We start from the raw sequence: 16,582 nt of genomic DNA on the forward strand, positions 1-16,582 counted from the left end.
AGACCACCGCTGTGCCGAATATCGCTGGAGGGGTGGAACAGCTACGCCATCCGCAAGTTAATGCAGCGGGTTTCGCCCGACGACACCATGGGCGGCCACAGCAGGGATGCCGAGGAGACATAATGCAGGATTTTACATTCGGACCAATTCTGTCCGGCGACGGCACGACATTCAGGCTATGGGCACCGCTGCAAGATCAGGTACGCCTCAAGATTGAGGGCCGAGAACCCGAAGCGATGGCTCGGGATGGTGACGGCTGGCACCGCGCCAAGGTTGAGGGCGCTGGCGTCGGCTGTCGTTACCAGTTCGTGCTGGGTGACGGACTAGCCGTGCCCGATCCGGCTTCCCGTTTTCAGCCCGACGATGTCCATGGACCAAGCGAGGTCATCGATCCCGCCTATGATTGGCAGACCAAGGAGTGGCGCGGTCGCCCCTGGGAAGAGATGGTGATCTACGAGTTCCATGTTGGCAGCTTTACGCCGGAGGGCAGTTTCACGGCCATCATAGAGCGGCTGGATCATTTGAAGGAAACGGGCGTCACCGCGCTGCAACTGATGCCGATCGCTGATTTTCCCGGTCGCTGGAACTGGGGCTATGACGGCGTACTGCCCTATGCGCCCGACAGCAGCTACGGCCGCCCGCAGGATCTGAAGCGCCTCGTGGATGAGGCGCATGCGCGCGGCCTCTCGGTGTTTCTCGACGTCGTCTACAATCACTTCGGCCCTGACGGCAATTATCTGCCAGCTTACGCGCCGATCTTTACGGAAAAGCACAAGACGCCCTGGGGTGCCGGCATCAATTACGATGGCGACGGGGCTGATAACATCCGCGAATTCGTGGCTCAGAACGTCGTCTACTGGATCCGCGAGTTCCGGATCGACGGACTGCGTTTCGATGCCGTACATGCCATCGAAGACGACCGCAAGCAGCACATCCTGCACGAGATCGCCAACCGCGCCCGCGCCGCTGCCCCGGATCGGACAATCCACCTGATCGTCGAGAATGAGGACAACAATAGCACGCTGCTTGCGCGCGACGACATTGGAACGCCTCTGCATTTCACCGCGCAGTGGAACGATGACCTCCACCACGTCCTGCATATCGCAGGCACCGGGGAAACCTTCGGCTATTACCAGGACTATGCCGAGGATACTGGCAAGCTCGGCCGGGCGCTGGCCGAAGGTTTTGTCTATCAGGGCGAGCACATGTCCTATCGGGGTTCCGAGCGTGGCACGCCCAGCGCCCAGCTTCCGCCAACGGCCTTCATCTCCTTCATCCAGAACCACGACCAGATCGGCAATCGTGCGATGGGGGACCGCATGGCGGCAGCGCAGCCGCAAGAGGCGCTGAATGCACTCGCGGCCGTCTATCTGCTCGCGCCGCAGATCCCCATGCTGTTCATGGGTGAGGAATGGGGTGCAAAGACGCCGTTTCCGTTCTTCTGCGACTTCAATGAGGAGTTGAACGAAGCCGTACGGCAGGGCCGTCGCAAGGAACTGTCGCGCCTGCCCGGTTTTGATGCAGAAGATGCACCAGACCCGACAGCGAAAGCGACATTCGAAAGCGCCAAGCTATCCTGGCAGGTGGACACACAGGATCAAAACACGCTCGCATTCTACCGCGACCTCCTGACCCTGCGCCGGGACAGAATCGTGCCGCTGCTCAAGGGTTGCCGTGGCCATGTGGGGCGCTATTCGGTGAGCGGATCTGTTATTACCGTCGATTGGTCCTTACACGGCAAAGAATTGAGACTGATCGCGAATCTTTCCGCACAAGAGGGCGCGGCGTTGATAAGTCCGACCTCCCCCGAAGCAGAGATTATCTTGCAACTGGGCAAGGTCGCGGATGACAGCATTGGCGCATGGTCGCTTCAGTGGAGCTTGGGACCTGCTTGACGCTTAATCCCAACAATACACTCACCAGCAATACCATCGGAGGTCTTGACCCTGCCGATACGACTGCTAGTTAAGAATTGCTTTTGCCGGACCAGACATCGGTTCGGCAAAATGAACTTTGGTGCCGGGCCCCTCTGGCGAGAGTTTTACGGCGCTCTCGTGATGTCGGTACCGCCAGCAATTGCAGCCGGCGGATTTCAGAACAATGATACCCTCCTCCTTTCGTAACCCGTGGGATCTTTCTCCCATGGTCATGGTGCTCTTTTCAGCCCTCGGCATGCTGACCTCTCCCTCGAGTCACGAGGTGGCGGCATGACGACGGCGGCAAATAAATCCATTCTCAGCTATTTCACCTGGGCATTCGTCGTCACTGTGGCCGGTCTCGCACTTGGTGCCTGGCTCGGCTGGTCGATGACAGGCACGATCGGCGGCCTGGCAACCGCATTCTTCATCTGCGCCGTTCTGGCGGTGCTGGAAATTTCGCTGTCCTTCGACAACGCCATCGTCAATGCCAACAAGCTCAAGGACATGACGCCGGCCTGGCAGCGCCGGTTCCTCACCTGGGGCATCGTCATTGCCGTGTTCGGCATGCGCATTGTGTTTCCGCTCGCCATTGTCGCCATAGCCGCTCATATCGGGCCGATCGAAGCGTTGATGCTCGCGGCAACCGAGCCTTCGGAATATGCACGGATCATGAACGAGGCCCATCTGCCGATCGCAGCCTTCGGTGGCACCTTTTTGATGATGGTCGGACTGAACTATTTCTTCGACCAGGAAAAGGACGTTCACTGGATCGCCGCGCTCGAGCGCCAGATGTCGCATTTCGCCAGCATCAAGGGGATCGAGATCGCCTTCGTTCTGGTCCTCATCCTGATCTTCACTTCGCTACTCGACGCCGCCGAAGCGACGACTTTCCTCTATAGTGCCATCTACGGCCTCTTGACCTTTCTGGCGATCGAATTGATCGGCAGCCTGCTGGATGCCTCGCAGAAGACCATGAGCACTGCGGCCAAAGGTGGCGTCGGTGCCTTCATCTATCTGGAAGTGCTGGACGCCAGCTTCTCCTTCGATGGTGTGATCGGCGCGTTTGCGCTGACGCAAAACCTGTTCGTCATCGCCATCGGCCTTGGCATCGGCGCCATGTATGTGCGCTCGATGACGATCATGCTGGTCGAAAAGGGCACGCTGGCGGAGTACCGATATCTGGAACACGGCGCATTCTACGCCATCCTGATCCTGTCCGTGATCATGTATTGCCAGACCTTGATGCACATTCCCGAAGTGGTGACCGGACTTGGCGGGGCAACGTTGATCGGCATCTCCTTCTGGTCGTCCGTGCGCTATAACCGCAGGGAAAAGGCAGAAATCCAGGATTGATTCGTGTGTTGGCACCAGCACGGCCACTGATATCGGCCCTGCTGGTGCCAAGCTCTAGCTAAAAATGCTTGATGACCACCAGCAGCATCGCGATGCGGCACATATCAGCGTTTCAGAACGACCGGTCATTTACAGTTGGTTTTCCTGAATGTTTTTCTTTCAGACACGCCGTGTTCACTAGGCACAGGCAGGCATATTCACGTATCGATTCTGTAAATGCCTTATATTTCCAATAGGAATTTTACATTCGTCAGGCCTTTATCTACCAAATTTAAATGGAGATTAGGGGGGCGTTACCGCGCAATCAATGTCGAAACATCAGCCAAGGCTGTGTAACGCGCTGGAATAAACGGTAGATGATTTGAGGGATAACTTACCCAGGCTGACTTATGTGATCAGGTGATAAGCGCTTCATCTTGCTGCTAGGCACGAAGATGCGATGTGCCAGATTTGGCGACATCTGTTTGTTTTCATAGATCGTGGACACGAAAAGGGTTCGATGTGGCTCAAGCCATTTCGCTCAATGCCCGAACTCGCCCATGTTTATGGAAGCAGATTTAAGAATATCCACGATCAATACTAGTTCGAGCCTCGGAGCCAGGAAAGCCTCGAAACAGACATGAGTGATAATTGGGATGTGATGTTCAGCATCGCGACGAAAGCAGCTTCATAGTTGCAGGAGGAGAATGCATAAATGAAAAAAATAATTTTATCTGTGGGGAGCGCACTTCTCGCGACAGTCTGTTTTTCATCTGCCATGGCAGCGGAAAACGGAAATACGCAATATGCGCCCGGTGCTTCTCAATTTTATTCCGGCGCCATTCCACCTTTTGAAGGTTTGTACTTTCTATCGCAGACAAGCTATTATTGGGCCGATCGAACAAATGACGGCAAGGGTCATGAGATTCCGATCGATCTCGATGCCAAGGCAATGGTCGAGACGCTCCGCTTCCTGTACGTATCCGATATCCATCTCGGGAGCGCCCAGGTGTGGGGTCAGTTAATCGTTCCCCTGGTTCATCTCGATATTTCGAATTCCTTTGGTCATGGTGTCGACAACAACGTCGGCGATATCAGCACGACGCTCGGCCTTTCCTGGCATCTGGACCAGAAACAAGCCATCGTCATGGGCGTGGACCTCGCCATGCCCACAGGAACCTATGATAAGAACTCCTTCGCGAACACCGGCGTCAACCACTGGTCAGTTCAGCCGACAGCCGCCTATCACTACTCCGATCCGGAGGGCCTCGAAGTGGCTGTTTCGGCTCGTCTTATCTTCAACACCAAAAATACCGACACCGACTACAGGACCGGTAACGAGTTCATTTTCGATTATGCGGCAGGGTGGAATATCGGCAAGGTGCGTCTGGGCGCAGTTGGCTACTACATCAAGCAGTTTACCGACGACACGGGTCCTGGCGTCGCTTCAGATGGCCATCGTGGCGAAGGGTTGGCAGTTGGGCCTTCCTTTACCTACAATTTCAATCCCGGCCTGAACGTCAGCGCATCATGGCAGCATGACGTTGTTGCCAAGAACCGTGGTGAAGGCAATAATCTTTGGGTGAACTTGGCGACCAAATTCTGATCGTCTCGGGCAATTGGTGAGGGCAGTATCTAGATCTAGCCCCGCCCATTCACGCCGCGCCACCGATCTCCGGGCGCGGCGTCTTTCGTGCTGGCCATAGCGCCTGTCTTAAACCTTTGCCGTTTCACCACTTTCCTTCAATGCGGCAAAGCGCGTTGTCACACCGCGTAGGTTATCGTCCAGCCAGCGCGCCATCGACTCCTCCTCTTTGAGGTTGGCCTGCAAAGCGGCGGTCGCCTGACCATGACCACCCAGTTCGGCCAGAACCAGCAGCGACTTATAAGCCGCAATTTCGAAATGCTCGAAAGCGAAGTTGGCGAAGGAGTTCTTCAGGATCTCGTCACCCGCCATCGTGTGGCCCATGGCAGCCATGCTGCCGGTGAAGGACAGTGCCATATCTTTTAGGGCGGAATTGTCGGAGCCGAAGCGGTCGAGAAGTTCATCGAGCCTGGCGATCTGGCCTTCGGTCTCGGTGATATGCAACTCCAGCCGACGGGCAACTTCCGGATAGTTTTCAATGCGTTTGACCTGTGGACGCATGATGGAGAGCGCCTGCTCTTCCATCGCGTGGGCATTTTTCAAACCGGTGATAATCAGGTTGTCATGATGGGCATCAGCCATGGCAGTTCTCCATTTGGGTCTGGTCTCCCAATAGAATTTCCGATCCTTGGTTCCCTGACGTCATCCTGGAGTGGCGGGCATTGCGCCGTTAAAGCGTGTCGCAGTGAGTAGGATTCACGGCGACACGCTTTAGCTCTTCTTTTGTTGCATGTACGTTATCGTTTAATTGCGGGCAATTAAACGCGACATGCTTTAGATCCGCCGCACCCGGTCCGTGATCGCAACGACAACGAAGGCGCCCACAAGACCGATATGTTCGAAGAAGCCATTCATAGCCATGGCGCGATCAGGCCCGACCGGGACCTCCCAGAAACGCAAGGCAAGAAAGGTTGCCATCAGCGTAAAGCCGGCAAGCGCCAGCGCCGCCGCCCAGCGCAACACGCCTGAAATGACCAGAGCCGACATGACAAGTTCGAAGACAATCACCCCGACAGCGAACACCGGGGCGGGGTGCAGACCGAAATGCGTCATTTCACCGATGGCGCCATTGAAGTCAGCGATCTTGACAAGGGGTCCCTGAATATAGGCCGAGCAAAGCGCCGTCAGCGCCAGGCGGTAGACAAGCGGAGAAGCAAGCACTGTCGGCTTAGGCTGCTGCACTTTCTTGGAAATCGTGGTCATGGTTCTATCCTTCGATATAGCGGCTCGCGCCCTGTCAAACCGCCCAGCAGGAGCAGCCAAGCGCACCGAAAAAGCCCTTGAGATCAGCGATCGGCAGCTTAGACGTCCAGGCGCCGGCGTGGTCATGACCATGAACGCCGCAATCTTGAGCGCAACCACAGGACGCAATCGCCGTACGGCGCAGCGAGTGACGGCCTGCCCCTTCAGGATCGCCCCAGGCAGCATAGCCACCGAAGGTGCGGACGGGCGACCAGTCGGGCATCGCAGGCGGCACATCGCTTTCATCGCACTTGGCGAAATCGCCGGCGCCAAACACGATCTTGCCGCCGACCATGGTGAGGTCGGATGTCAGGAAGGAGATCTCGTCCTCGGCGCAGGCGAAGAAATCTTTGCTCGGTACCACGAGATCGGCAAACTGGCCTTGCTCGATCCGGCCCTTCTTGCCCTCCTCGTTGGAGAACCAGGTGACGTTTTCCGTCCACATCCGAAGTGCCGTCTCGCGATCCAGACAATTGGCGCGCGGATAGAGATGCATGCCGCCGACGGTCTTGCCTGTTATCATCCAGGCCAGAGATACCCATGGATTATAGGAGGCGACACGGGTGGCATCGGTACCGGCAGAAACCTTCACGCCCTTTTCGAGCATTTTTGCCACCGGAGGCGTTGCTTCGGCAGCACCTAGGCCGTAGCGCTCGACGAAATATTCGCCTTGATAGGCCATTCGGTGCTGAACGGCGATGCCGCCGCCAAGAGCAGCCACGCGATCGATCGAGCGGTCGGAAATCGTTTCGGCATGGTCGAAGAACCAGTTGATGCCCTCGAGCGGAATATCCTGATTGACCTTTTCGAAGACGTCGAGCGCCCGCGAAATAGTCTCGTCATAGGTGGCATGCAGGCGCCAGGGCCAGCGGTTTTGCGCAAGAATACGCACGACCTCTTCCAGCTCGCCTTCCATTTCCGGCGGCATATCAGGGCGAGGCTGACGGAAGTCCTCGAAATCTGCGGCAGAAAACACCAGCATCTCGCCAGCACCATTGTGGCGGAAATAATCGTTGCCCTGCTTGTACTTGACCGATTGCGTCCAGGCGAGAAAGTCCTCCTTCTCAGCCTTCGGCTTTTGGGTAAACAGATTATAGGCCAGCCTGACGGTCATCTGGCCAGCATCGGCCAACTGCTGGATAACGGCATAATCATCGGGATAATTCTGAAACCCGCCGCCAGCATCGATGACGCCGGTCACACCCAGCCGGTTGAGCTCGCGCAGGAAGTGGCGCGTCGAATTGACCTGGTACTCGAGGGGCAGCTTCGGCCCCTTGGCCAAGGTGGAATAGAGAATGCCGGCATTGGGCTTGGCCAGCAGCAGGCCGCTCGGATTGCCGGCGGCATCGCGGATTATCTCCCCACCAGGTGGGTTGGGCGTATCTTTGTTATAGCCGACGGCGCGAAGCGCCGCACCGTTCAACAGCGCCCGGTCATAAAGGTGCAGAAGGAAAACCGGGGTATCAGGGGCAACCGCATTGATCTCTTCGATGGTCGGCAGCCGCTTTTCGGCAAATTGGTGCTCGGTGAACCCGCCGACGACGCGCACCCATTGTGGTGCGGGCGTAACGGCCACCTGCTGCCTGAGCATGTCCATCGCATCCGCCAGCGAGCGCACCCCGTCCCACCGCAGCTCCATATTGAAGTTCAAGCCACCGCGAATGACGTGGGTATGGTTGTCGATCAGCCCAGGCAGAACGCGTTTGCCTTTCAGATCGATCAGCTTCGTCTCCGGCCCCTTGAAAGCCATGATCTCCTGGTCGTGACCGACGGCAAGAAATACGCCGTCCTTGATCGCCACGGCACTGGCCGTTGGATTGGTGCGGTCAAGCGTCGTGAAAAGACCGTGGTGCAAAATGAGGTCGGCGATCATGGCTGGAGCTCCAGATGGCGAGATGGTTGGGATCAAAAATATCGGCGGAGCGAGGCTCAGCTCTTGTCAGACAGACTGCTGCCAGGAGTAGGATTTCCCTTGGGCAGATGACCGAACATATGGGGCTTGACCTGATTGAGCCAGGAAACGGCAGCCGGCTCCTTGTTGAGCATGGTCTTGGCGAAGGGCACGATCTGCTCACCCACGAGAATACCAAGAAGTCCGACCAACGCCACGATGGGTGGAGCCGGCGACCGGACATTGATGAGACTGTAGATAATGCCGACTAGGACCCCGGCGGCAAGCGACAGCAAATAGACTTTCATGATCTTTTCCTCGGTTGGGAGAGGCGCAGGCATCTCGCGCCTGCGCCTCGTCTGAGATCAGTGACCTTCCGAGGCACCGAACATGGTCTTGGCATAGATGATGCCCAGACCGTAGGCGCCACCGAACTTCTTGGCGATGCCTGTGGTCATGTCGTAGGTTTCGGTACGAGCCCAATCGCGCTGCAGTTCCAGCATATATTGCAGCGACGTTATCGGCTGTACGCCCAGCGCGACCATACGATCCATGGCGCGATTATGGGCTTCCTCAGAGACGTCTCCGCAGGCATCGGCGATAACATAGACTTCGAAGCCCTGATCAAGAGCCGATAGCGCCGGACCGACGATGCAGACACTGGTCCAGAGACCAGAAAGCACAATCCGCTTTTTGCCTATGCGGTTGACCTCTTCAATCACCTTGGCATCTTCCCAGGTATTCATTGATGTCCGGTCGAGCAGCGCCTGCCCCGGAAACGCATCCGTGATCTCGCTAAACATTGGGCCGGAAAAACTCTTTTCCGCAACTGTCGTCAATATTGTTGAAACGCCAAAGCCCTTGGCAGCATTGGCCACCAGGGCAGCGTTGTTGCGCAGGTTCACCGCGTCGATGCTCTTGGTCGCGAAAGACATCTGCGACTGGAAGTCGATCATCAGCAGAATGTGATCCTGGGGAGCGAGCAGCTTTGCGCCCGGCGTCGGTGTGGCGGTGGTGTTCATGAAATTCCTCTCTGGACATCGTAAAGTACGAGATGTCAGGCCGTTATGAAGCATGATCGTCCGCGGCTCTTGTCGGGGACTTCGCGGTTTGGACGTTTCCACTGCCTTGAGGGCAGACTGAGTTGCCTCCGAAGAAAGCCCCCCGAAAAGAGCAGCAGGCCCTTTACAATCCCCAGATTGGCGGTATCGACCAAGGGCAAATCCTCTTGCGGCATTATGAACTAACTGGTACAAACAAAATCATTGGAGATAAGGACGTGGGGAGAGCACGTCCTTGAGCACCACCGAAAGGCGAAATCTCGATGCATCGGCCAACAGGCCGCGTGCGATCAGACACGCCTATGGCTGCACCGCGGAGGCTTGGGAGGAGATATGCCGTATAGTCTCGACTTTTCCGTCGTCATCGAGCGGCTGCCGGAACTGCTTTTGGCATGCCTTGCAACGATCGGCCTTGCTATCGCAGGCATGTCGCTTGCAACGGTCATCGGCCTGCTCGGCGTGGTCGCAAGACGCTCGCGTCTGCCGGCGCTTCGGGCGGTTGTCATCGGCTTCGTCGAGGTGATCCGCAACACGCCCTTCCTCGTGCAGATCTTCTTCATTTTCTTCGCGCTGCCGCAATTCGGTATCCGGCTCAATCCAACCGTCACGGCCATTGTTGCCCTTGGCCTTAACGGTGGCGCCTATGCAATCGAGATCATCAGGGGCGGCGTCGACGCCATTCCGAAAGGTCAGGTCGAGGCCGGTCTGGCGCTTGGCCTGCATCGTGCGCAGATCCTGCGCCACATCATCCTGAAGCCTGCTCTGCGTGCGGTCTATCCGTCTCTGACCAGCCAGTTCGTGATGCTGACGCTGACGACATCCGTCTGCACCTCGATTGCCGCCTACGAGCTGACATCAGTTGCCCAGAAGATCGAGGCAGACACCTTCCGCTCCTTCGAGGTCTATTTCTCGATCACCGTGCTCTACCTGATCATTTCCTCGCTGATGATGGGAGTTTTCGCCGTCATTTCCCGCATGTTCTTCAGTTATCCGGTCAAGTGAGGCAGTCATGGCATCTATCGGACCCAATGAACTGTTCTTCCTGATGCAAGGGCTGAAGTGGACGCTGGCGCTGACGGCAATCGGCTTTGTTGGCGGCGGGGTGTTCGGCCTCCTGGTCGCCTTGGCACGTGTTGCCGAAAGTGCCGTGCTGCGCAACGCGACGGTCGCCTACATCGCCATATTTCAGGGCACGCCGCTCTTGATGCAGTTGTTCGTCGTTTACTACGGCGTCGCGCTGCTCGGCATCGACATCGATGCGTGGATCGCCGTCGCCATCGCCTTCACTCTACATGCCAGTGCCTTTCTCGGAGAAATCTGGCGCGGTGGCATCCAGGCGGTTCCGAAGGGCCAGACTGAAGCGGCCAAGGCGCTCGGTCTGCACTATGTCTCGATCATGAAGGACGTCGTCCTGCCGCAGGCGCTCAAAATCTCGCTACCCGCGACCATTGGCTTCCTGGTGCAGCTGATCAAGGGCACCTCGCTTGCCGCCATTGTCGGCTTTGTCGAATTGTCGCGTGCCGGACAAATCGTCTCCAACCAGACCTACCGACCGCTGATGGTCTTTGCCATCGTCGGACTGATCTATTTCCTGATCTGCTGGCCCCTGTCGCTCTGGGGTGCGCGCAAGGAGAAGCGGCTGCAGACGGCAGCCCGTTAACACCTGAAGACAGAAACATCTCATCAGCTTTGTAAGGAGGAGCAAATGATGAAAACTACTCAGAAATCCATGGCACGCCGCACGGTGCTTGCCTTGATCACCGCAGCCGCAGTCGCGCCGCTCATGGCACCGGCCGCCGCCTTTGCCGGCACGCTGGAACAGGCCAAGGCCAAGGGTAAAGTCGTGATCGGCATTCAGGGCGACAATGCGCCCTGGGGCTTTGTCAATTCGAGCGGCATCCAGGATGGTCTCGATGCCGATATCGGCAAGGCCTATGCCGACTATATCGGTGTGAAGGCCGAGTTCGTGCCGCTTGCCGTTGCCAACCGCATTCCAGCTTTGATGACCGGCAAGGTCGACATCCTGTTTGCCACCATGGGCATGACCGCTGACCGCGCCAAGACCATTCAGTTCTCCAAGCCCTATGCCGGCAACGTTCTGTCGGTCTACGGCCCAAAGGATAAGAAAATTGCCAGCTATGACGACCTGAGGGGCGTTTCCGTCGGCGTGCCGAAATCCTCGGCCATGGACACCGCAATCACCGCTGGCGCCGGCTCGAAGGCAAGCATTCTGCGCTTCGATGACGATGCCGCCAATATCCAGGCGCTGATATCAGGCCAGGTCGAAGTCGTCGGCGGCAACCAGTTCTATGGCGACCGGCTGAATGCCGCCTCCGCCGGCAAATATGAAGCGAAATTCGATCTAGTGACGCTCTACAACGGAGCCGGCACCCGCCCGGGCGAGAAGGACTGGAACGAGAGCATCAACAGCTTCATCGACAAGATCAAGGCCAATGGTGAGTTGGCAAAGATCTACGCCAAGTGGATGAAGCGCGACGTTCCGTCCTTCCCGGACTCGCTGCCCGACATTCCTTTCGCCGCCAAGTAACAGGAGACCTCCATGCCGCAATCCACCGCTGAGGCTCCGCTGATCGCGCTCGAAGGCGTCGGCAAGTGGTATGGAGCCTATCACGCACTGAAAGACATTAACCTGACGGTTCGCAAGGGCGAGAAGATCGTGCTGTGCGGACCGTCAGGCTCGGGGAAATCGACACTGATCCGCTGCATCAACCATCTGGAGGAAATCCAGCAGGGCAGCATCACCGTCGAAGGCACAAGGCTGACCGGCGCAACCCGCACCATCGACGCGGTGCGCCGCGAGGTTGGCATGGTGTTCCAGAGCTTCAATCTCTTCCCGCATATGACCATCATGGAAAACTGCGTCCTGGCGCCCATGCGGGTCAAGGGATTGCAGAAGCCGCAGGCGGAAGAAATCGCCCGCAAATATCTCGATCGGGTGCGGATTCTCGATCAGGCCGATAAATATCCGGCCCAGCTCTCTGGCGGTCAGCAGCAGCGCGCGGCGATTGCCCGTGCGCTATGCATGGAGCCAAAGGCCATGCTGTTCGACGAACCAACCTCAGCGCTCGACCCGGAAATGGTCAAGGAAGTGCTCGATACCATGATCGGCCTGGCGCGCGATGGCATGACGATGATCTGCGTGACCCATGAAATGGGCTTTGCCCGGCAGGTGGCCGACCGCGTCGTGTTCATGGCCTCGGCGCAGATTGTCGAGGAAGGACCGCCGGAAGAGTTTTTCCGCAATCCACAACACCAGCGCACCCGCGCCTTCCTGGGCGAAATCCTTGCCCATCACTGAAACGGCGCGCTGGCCGATCAATCCGGCCGGCGGCCATTTTTCCTCTCGGAACTGCCCCAGACCCGAGCCATTGGACGAAACCATGACTGATAAACCCTCACTCTGCGTCGGGCTGATCGGCACCGATATTCAGCTCTCGAAATCCCCCGCCTTGCACATGCGCGAGGGCGCAGCCCAGGGCATCGATTACCGCTACGAATTGCTCGACATCCAGGCGCGCAATCTGCCGGAAAGCGCCCTGCCCGACCTTTTGGCCGAATGCGAAGCCCGAGGGTTTGCCGGCACCAACATTACCCACCCATTCAAGCAGGCCGTCATTCCGCTTCTCGACGATTTATCGGAAGACGCCCGCATGCTCGGCGCCGTCAACACCGTCGTGCTGCGCGACGGAAAGCGTGTGGGCCACAATACCGACTGGTCCGGCTTCTACGAGAGCTTCCAGCGGGGACTGCCGGACGTGAAGCGCGACAGAGCGCTGCTGATCGGGGCGGGTGGGGCCGGCGTTGCCGTTGCCCATGCGGCGCTCAAGCTCGGCATCGGCAGGCTGGATATCGTCGATCAGGCGCCTGCGAAGGCCGAGACCTTGGCCGAGGAGCTTAGCAGCCGGTTTGGCGCCGGCCGGGCCGTGGCCGTCACCGATGCCGGCCAGTCACTGGCGCAAGCCGATGGGCTCATTCACGCGACGCCGGTCGGCATGCCGGCGCATCCAGGGATTCCCGTTTCAGCCGACCTGATCGAGCCTCGTCACTGGGTGGCCGATATCGTCTACATGCCGCTGATCACCGATCTCATTGCAGCAGCACGCCAGAAGGGCTGTCACACCATGCCGGGCGGCGGCATGGCGGTATTTCAGGCTGTCGGCGCTTTCAGGCTGTTTTCCGGCCGTGAGCCGGATGCCGAACGTATGAGCGCGCATTTTGCCGAACTTTGTGCCTCGGAGGGCATCGCATGAGCCATTTCGTCATTCTCAACGGTCCCAATCTCAACCTGCTCGGCCAGCGTCAGCCGGAAATCTATGGCCGCGAAACGCTGGCCGACGTCGAAGCCATCTGCCGCGATGTCGCAGAGAGCGCGGGACACACGCTGTTTTTCGCCCAGAGCAACCGCGAATACGAGCTGATCGACTGGATCCATGAGGCCAGAGGAAAGGCGGCGGGCATTGTCATTAACCCCGGCGCCTTCACCCATACGTCGGTGGCGATCCTTGACGCCCTCAATGCATTCGAGGCGGCGGTCATCGAGGTGCATATTTCCAATATCCACAAACGAGAGGTCTTTCGCCACCATTCCTATGTGTCGACCCGGGCGGAAGGCGTAATCGCCGGTCTTGGCATCGAAGGCTACGAGATGGCGTTGCGCCACCTCATCAGCCGGTCTCACCGATCAAACTGATATGATCGGCGCGCAGCACATATCGCAGCACCATTTCGGCCACATGCTGCGACAGCGTCTCTTGTCCGCCAGGCTTAAACAGCGTGTCGCCAAAAATGGCAGAAAAGCTGGCGGCGTTGGAGACGTTGAAGAAAGACAGCGCGCTGATCTGCCAGTGCAATTCCAAGGCCTCGACGCCGGTGCGAAACAGTCCTTGCTCCTGGCCACGTTTCAGCACGCCCTGCAGCGCCTCGATCGCGGGCTGATTGACGCCGCCGATGGTCTGAGACAGCTGCATATGACGGCCGTGGTGAATGTTTTCGATCATCACCATGCGGATGAACGCCGGGTTGCGGCGATGGTGGTCGAAGGTAAAACGACAGAGCTTGGTAAGGGCAGCAACCGGGTCGAGTCCTTCGAGCTCCAGCTCCATTTCACCGCCGCGCACCTTGCCGTAGGCCTCTTCCAGCACGCGCTGGTAAAGTCCCTCCTTATCGCCGAAATAGTAATAGATCATTCGCTTCGACGTGCGGGTGCGGGCCGCAATCTCATCGATGCGTGCTCCAGACAGGCCGTTTTGCGAAAATTCCTCCATCGCGACGGTGAGAATGTCGCGGCGCACGCCCTCCGGATCCCGTTTCACCGGGCGCGCCTGCTTAACGTCCTGCGTTGCCGTCTCCCTCTCCATCATCCCCCGTCCGACACAACCGTCAGGCATTATTATTAACCAATCAGTACATAAAGCCGGAAAGGAAGCAAAATGGCAAGCCCAGACAAAAGCGACCGAACGAGCGACAGCAAGACCAATTCGCCCGCAGCGCATAGCGTACAGATGCAGACCTCAATTGCAACCGTATCGATCAGTGGCGAATTCCCAGAAAAGCTGGCAGCTATCGCCAGGGCTGGCTTTACCGGGGTAGAGATTTTCGAGAACGATTTCCTCACCTATGATGCCTCGCCAAAGGAAGTCGCCAAGATGGTCAGCGACCACGGGCTGGAGATTACCCTTTTCCAACCTTTCCGTGACTTCGAGGGGATGCCGGACCTGCACCGCGCCCGCGCCTTTGAACGAGCCGAGCGCAAGTTCGAAATCATGGACGAGCTGGGTACCGACCTGATGCTGATCTGCTCGAATGTCTCGCCGATCTCGCTTGGCGGCATTGACCGAGCCGCCGCCGATTTCCGCGAACTGGGCGAGCGGGCAGCCAAACACGGCGTGCGCGTTGGCTATGAGGCGCTGGCCTGGGGCCGGCACGTCAACGACCACCGCGACGCTTGGGAAGTGGTGCGGCGTGCCGACCATGCCAATGTCGGGCTCATCCTCGACAGCTTTCATACGCTGGCGCGCAAGATCGACCCGAATTCGATCCGCTCTATTCCAGGCGACAAGATCTTCATCGTGCAATTAGCCGACGCACCGCTGTTCGACATGGACCTGCTCTACTGGAGCCGACATTTTCGCAATATGCCCGGTGAAGGCGACCTTCCCGTCGTCGACTTCATGCGCGCCGTGGCCGCGACGGGCTATACCGGTCCGCTATCACTGGAAATCTTCAACGACCAGTTCCGTGGCGGCTCGCCGCGCGCCATTGCCGAAGATGGACATCGCTCGCTCGTCTATCTCATGGACCAGGTGCAGCGTCAGGAGCCGGATATCCGCCTCAGCGCCCCAACCATGCCGGCGCCGATCGAGACCGCTGGAGTGGCATTCGTGGAATTTGCCAGTTCGGCAGAGGACAAAGAGAAACTGACCACTCTCCTGCGCACGCTCGGCTTTTCCAGAACCGCAAAACATCGCACCCGCGACCTGGATCTCTACATCAAGGGCGACATCCGCATTCTGATCAATACCGACGGCACCGAAAACAGTTTCGCCAACGCCTCATATTCGGTGCATGGCACCAGCGCCTATGCCTTTGGCCTGAAGGTGGCGGATGCGGAAGAGGCCGTCCGGCGGGCAACAGCGCTTGGCGCCGTCCCGTTTTCCGAGCCGCGCCGCAGCGGTGAGGTGCCGGTGCCCGCCATTCAGGGCGTCAGCAACAGCGTCATCTATTTCCTTGATGACAGCCCCGAGTTATCGCGCGTCTGGGAGCAGGAGTTCGAGCCTGTTGCAGATGAGCAGACCCCTGCCGATACAAAGCTTTTGCGCATCGACCATTTAGCCCAGACCACGCGCTATGACGAAATGCTGACGTGGCTACTATTCTATGGCTCTATCTTTTCGACACGTCGCACGCCGATGGTCGATGTGGTCGATCCTGGCGGCCTCGTCCGCAGTCAGGCCATTGAAAGCCGCCCTGCCCCCGATTTTCGAGTGACACTGAACGGGGCCGACAATCGCAAGACGGTGGCCGGCAAATTTTTGGCCGAAAGCTTCGGCACCAGCATCCAGCATATTGCGCTAGCCACCGACGACATCTTCGGGACGGCCGCAGGCCTTGCCGCCTGCGGCTTTCGCGCGCTTCCGATCTCGCGCAATTATTATGACGATCTGGAAGCCCGCTTCGGCCTCGAGCCGGAGTTCGCCGATGCATTGCGCGCCGCAAGCATCCTTTACGACCGCGACGACAATGGCGAATATTTCCAGATCTATAGCCAGACCTTTGGCGAGGGCTTCTTCTTCGAAATCGTCGAACGGCGTGGTGCCTATAATGGCTACGGCGCCATGAATGCGCCGTTCCGCATTGCAGCACAACGCCGCCAGCTAAGGCCGGATGGGGTCCCGCGCTGAGTATTCAGACCACAGGACCGAACGAGAAAGGCGAGGCTGCCGATGCAGCCTCGCCTTTTTTCTTGAAGGAT

The 16,582-nt window shown here is 58.2% G+C and carries 16 protein-coding genes; 10 read left to right on the forward strand and 6 right to left on the reverse strand.

What is annotated here, in order from left to right; all coding sequences use genetic code 11:
* Positions 1-122: 122 nt before the first annotated feature.
* The 3 genes from treZ to BJF91_RS09485 all read left to right on the forward strand — a co-directional run bounded on the left by treZ (position 123) and on the right by BJF91_RS09485 (position 4,857).
* Positions 123-1,895 (forward strand): malto-oligosyltrehalose trehalohydrolase, encoded by a 1,773-nt coding sequence (gene treZ / locus BJF91_RS09475; RefSeq protein ID WP_075614232.1) that lies wholly within the window; start codon positions 123-125, stop codon positions 1,893-1,895.
* A 312-nt stretch (positions 1,896-2,207) separates the two neighbouring features.
* On the forward strand, positions 2,208-3,272 hold the full coding sequence (locus BJF91_RS09480) for a DUF475 domain-containing protein (RefSeq protein ID WP_075614233.1): 1,065 nt from the start codon (positions 2,208-2,210) through the stop codon (positions 3,270-3,272).
* A gap of 694 nt (positions 3,273-3,966) precedes the next feature.
* Positions 3,967-4,857, forward strand: coding sequence for a SphA family protein (locus tag BJF91_RS09485; protein ID WP_083943247.1), 891 nt, complete (start codon positions 3,967-3,969; stop codon positions 4,855-4,857).
* A 108-nt stretch (positions 4,858-4,965) separates the two neighbouring features.
* Here the strand turns inward: BJF91_RS09485 and BJF91_RS09490 are convergent, their stop codons facing one another.
* The 5 genes from BJF91_RS09490 to BJF91_RS09510 form a co-directional block, all read right to left on the reverse strand.
* The gene (locus BJF91_RS09490) at positions 4,966-5,478 is read right to left on the reverse strand and encodes a ferritin-like domain-containing protein (RefSeq protein WP_075614235.1); all 513 of its coding nucleotides are present in this window, start codon (positions 5,476-5,478) and stop codon (positions 4,966-4,968) included.
* 192 nt (positions 5,479-5,670) lie between these two features.
* Positions 5,671-6,099 (reverse strand): DoxX family protein, encoded by a 429-nt coding sequence (locus BJF91_RS09495; RefSeq protein WP_075614236.1) that lies wholly within the window; start codon positions 6,097-6,099, stop codon positions 5,671-5,673.
* 34 nt (positions 6,100-6,133) lie between these two features.
* On the reverse strand, positions 6,134-8,011 hold the full coding sequence (locus BJF91_RS09500; protein WP_075614237.1) for an amidohydrolase: 1,878 nt from the start codon (positions 8,009-8,011) through the stop codon (positions 6,134-6,136).
* A gap of 56 nt (positions 8,012-8,067) precedes the next feature.
* Positions 8,068-8,337, reverse strand: a complete 270-nt coding sequence (locus BJF91_RS09505; RefSeq protein WP_075614238.1) for a XapX domain-containing protein — start codon at positions 8,335-8,337, stop codon at positions 8,068-8,070.
* Between the two features lie 57 nt (positions 8,338-8,394).
* Entirely contained in the window at positions 8,395-9,051 is a 657-nt protein-coding gene (locus BJF91_RS09510; RefSeq protein WP_075614239.1) for a hydrolase, read from the reverse strand.
* Between the two features lie 372 nt (positions 9,052-9,423).
* Here BJF91_RS09510 and BJF91_RS09515 point away from each other — a divergent pair, with 372 nt between their 5' ends.
* From BJF91_RS09515 to aroQ, 6 genes are all read left to right on the forward strand, one after another.
* Positions 9,424-10,092: an amino acid ABC transporter permease gene (locus BJF91_RS09515; protein WP_075614240.1), complete on the forward strand. Its 669-nt coding sequence runs from the start codon at positions 9,424-9,426 to the stop codon at positions 10,090-10,092.
* Between the two features lie 7 nt (positions 10,093-10,099).
* Positions 10,100-10,750, forward strand: coding sequence for an amino acid ABC transporter permease (locus BJF91_RS09520; RefSeq protein WP_075614241.1), 651 nt, complete (start codon positions 10,100-10,102; stop codon positions 10,748-10,750).
* 48 nt (positions 10,751-10,798) lie between these two features.
* On the forward strand, positions 10,799-11,638 hold the full coding sequence (locus tag BJF91_RS09525; protein WP_075614559.1) for a transporter substrate-binding domain-containing protein: 840 nt from the start codon (positions 10,799-10,801) through the stop codon (positions 11,636-11,638).
* A gap of 12 nt (positions 11,639-11,650) precedes the next feature.
* Complete coding sequence (locus BJF91_RS09530) at positions 11,651-12,409, forward strand: amino acid ABC transporter ATP-binding protein (protein ID WP_075614242.1); 759 nt, start codon at positions 11,651-11,653, stop codon at positions 12,407-12,409.
* Between the two features lie 82 nt (positions 12,410-12,491).
* Positions 12,492-13,361 carry a shikimate dehydrogenase gene (locus tag BJF91_RS09535; RefSeq protein WP_075614560.1) on the forward strand — a complete coding sequence of 290 codons (870 nt, stop codon included), beginning with the start codon at positions 12,492-12,494 and terminating at the stop codon, positions 13,359-13,361.
* A complete protein-coding gene (gene aroQ / locus BJF91_RS09540; protein WP_075614243.1) occupies positions 13,358-13,801 on the forward strand; it encodes a type II 3-dehydroquinate dehydratase in 444 nt (147 codons plus the stop codon). The genes BJF91_RS09535 and aroQ overlap by 4 nt, the downstream gene beginning before the upstream one ends.
* On the opposite strand, the gene BJF91_RS09545 is transcribed toward aroQ, so the two are convergent.
* Entirely contained in the window at positions 13,776-14,468 is a 693-nt protein-coding gene (locus BJF91_RS09545; protein WP_075614561.1) for a TetR/AcrR family transcriptional regulator, read from the reverse strand. The two genes, aroQ and BJF91_RS09545, sit on opposite strands and share 26 nt — an antisense overlap.
* Positions 14,469-14,612: 144 nt before the next feature.
* Between BJF91_RS09545 and BJF91_RS09550 the strand changes: the two genes are divergently transcribed.
* Complete coding sequence (locus BJF91_RS09550; RefSeq protein WP_075614562.1) at positions 14,613-16,511, forward strand: bifunctional sugar phosphate isomerase/epimerase/4-hydroxyphenylpyruvate dioxygenase family protein; 1,899 nt, start codon at positions 14,613-14,615, stop codon at positions 16,509-16,511.
* Positions 16,512-16,582 lie beyond the last annotated feature (71 nt).

Origin of the sequence: Gillisella taibaishanensis (assembly GCF_001938985.1) — a bacterium.
Lineage (GTDB): Bacteria > Pseudomonadota > Alphaproteobacteria > Rhizobiales > Rhizobiaceae > Allorhizobium > Allorhizobium taibaishanense.

Bases quoted from the DNA above. Each gene is read 5' to 3' on its own strand.
- treZ (WP_075614232.1), top strand. From the start codon at position 123: ATGCAGGATTTTACATTCGGACCAATTCTGTCCGGCGACGGCACGACA.
- BJF91_RS09480 (WP_075614233.1), top strand. From the start codon at position 2,208: ATGACGACGGCGGCAAATAAATCCATTCTCAGCTATTTCACCTGGGCA.
- BJF91_RS09485 (WP_083943247.1), top strand. From the start codon at position 3,967: ATGAAAAAAATAATTTTATCTGTGGGGAGCGCACTTCTCGCGACAGTC.
- BJF91_RS09490 (WP_075614235.1), bottom strand. From the start codon at position 5,478: ATGGCTGATGCCCATCATGACAACCTGATTATCACCGGTTTGAAAAAT.
- BJF91_RS09495 (WP_075614236.1), bottom strand. From the start codon at position 6,099: ATGACCACGATTTCCAAGAAAGTGCAGCAGCCTAAGCCGACAGTGCTT.
- BJF91_RS09500 (WP_075614237.1), bottom strand. From the start codon at position 8,011: ATGATCGCCGACCTCATTTTGCACCACGGTCTTTTCACGACGCTTGAC.
- BJF91_RS09505 (WP_075614238.1), bottom strand. From the start codon at position 8,337: ATGAAAGTCTATTTGCTGTCGCTTGCCGCCGGGGTCCTAGTCGGCATT.
- BJF91_RS09510 (WP_075614239.1), bottom strand. From the start codon at position 9,051: ATGAACACCACCGCCACACCGACGCCGGGCGCAAAGCTGCTCGCTCCC.
- BJF91_RS09515 (WP_075614240.1), top strand. From the start codon at position 9,424: ATGCCGTATAGTCTCGACTTTTCCGTCGTCATCGAGCGGCTGCCGGAA.
- BJF91_RS09520 (WP_075614241.1), top strand. From the start codon at position 10,100: ATGGCATCTATCGGACCCAATGAACTGTTCTTCCTGATGCAAGGGCTG.
- BJF91_RS09525 (WP_075614559.1), top strand. From the start codon at position 10,799: ATGAAAACTACTCAGAAATCCATGGCACGCCGCACGGTGCTTGCCTTG.
- BJF91_RS09530 (WP_075614242.1), top strand. From the start codon at position 11,651: ATGCCGCAATCCACCGCTGAGGCTCCGCTGATCGCGCTCGAAGGCGTC.
- BJF91_RS09535 (WP_075614560.1), top strand. From the start codon at position 12,492: ATGACTGATAAACCCTCACTCTGCGTCGGGCTGATCGGCACCGATATT.
- aroQ (WP_075614243.1), top strand. From the start codon at position 13,358: ATGAGCCATTTCGTCATTCTCAACGGTCCCAATCTCAACCTGCTCGGC.
- BJF91_RS09545 (WP_075614561.1), bottom strand. From the start codon at position 14,468: ATGGAGAGGGAGACGGCAACGCAGGACGTTAAGCAGGCGCGCCCGGTG.
- BJF91_RS09550 (WP_075614562.1), top strand. From the start codon at position 14,613: ATGCAGACCTCAATTGCAACCGTATCGATCAGTGGCGAATTCCCAGAA.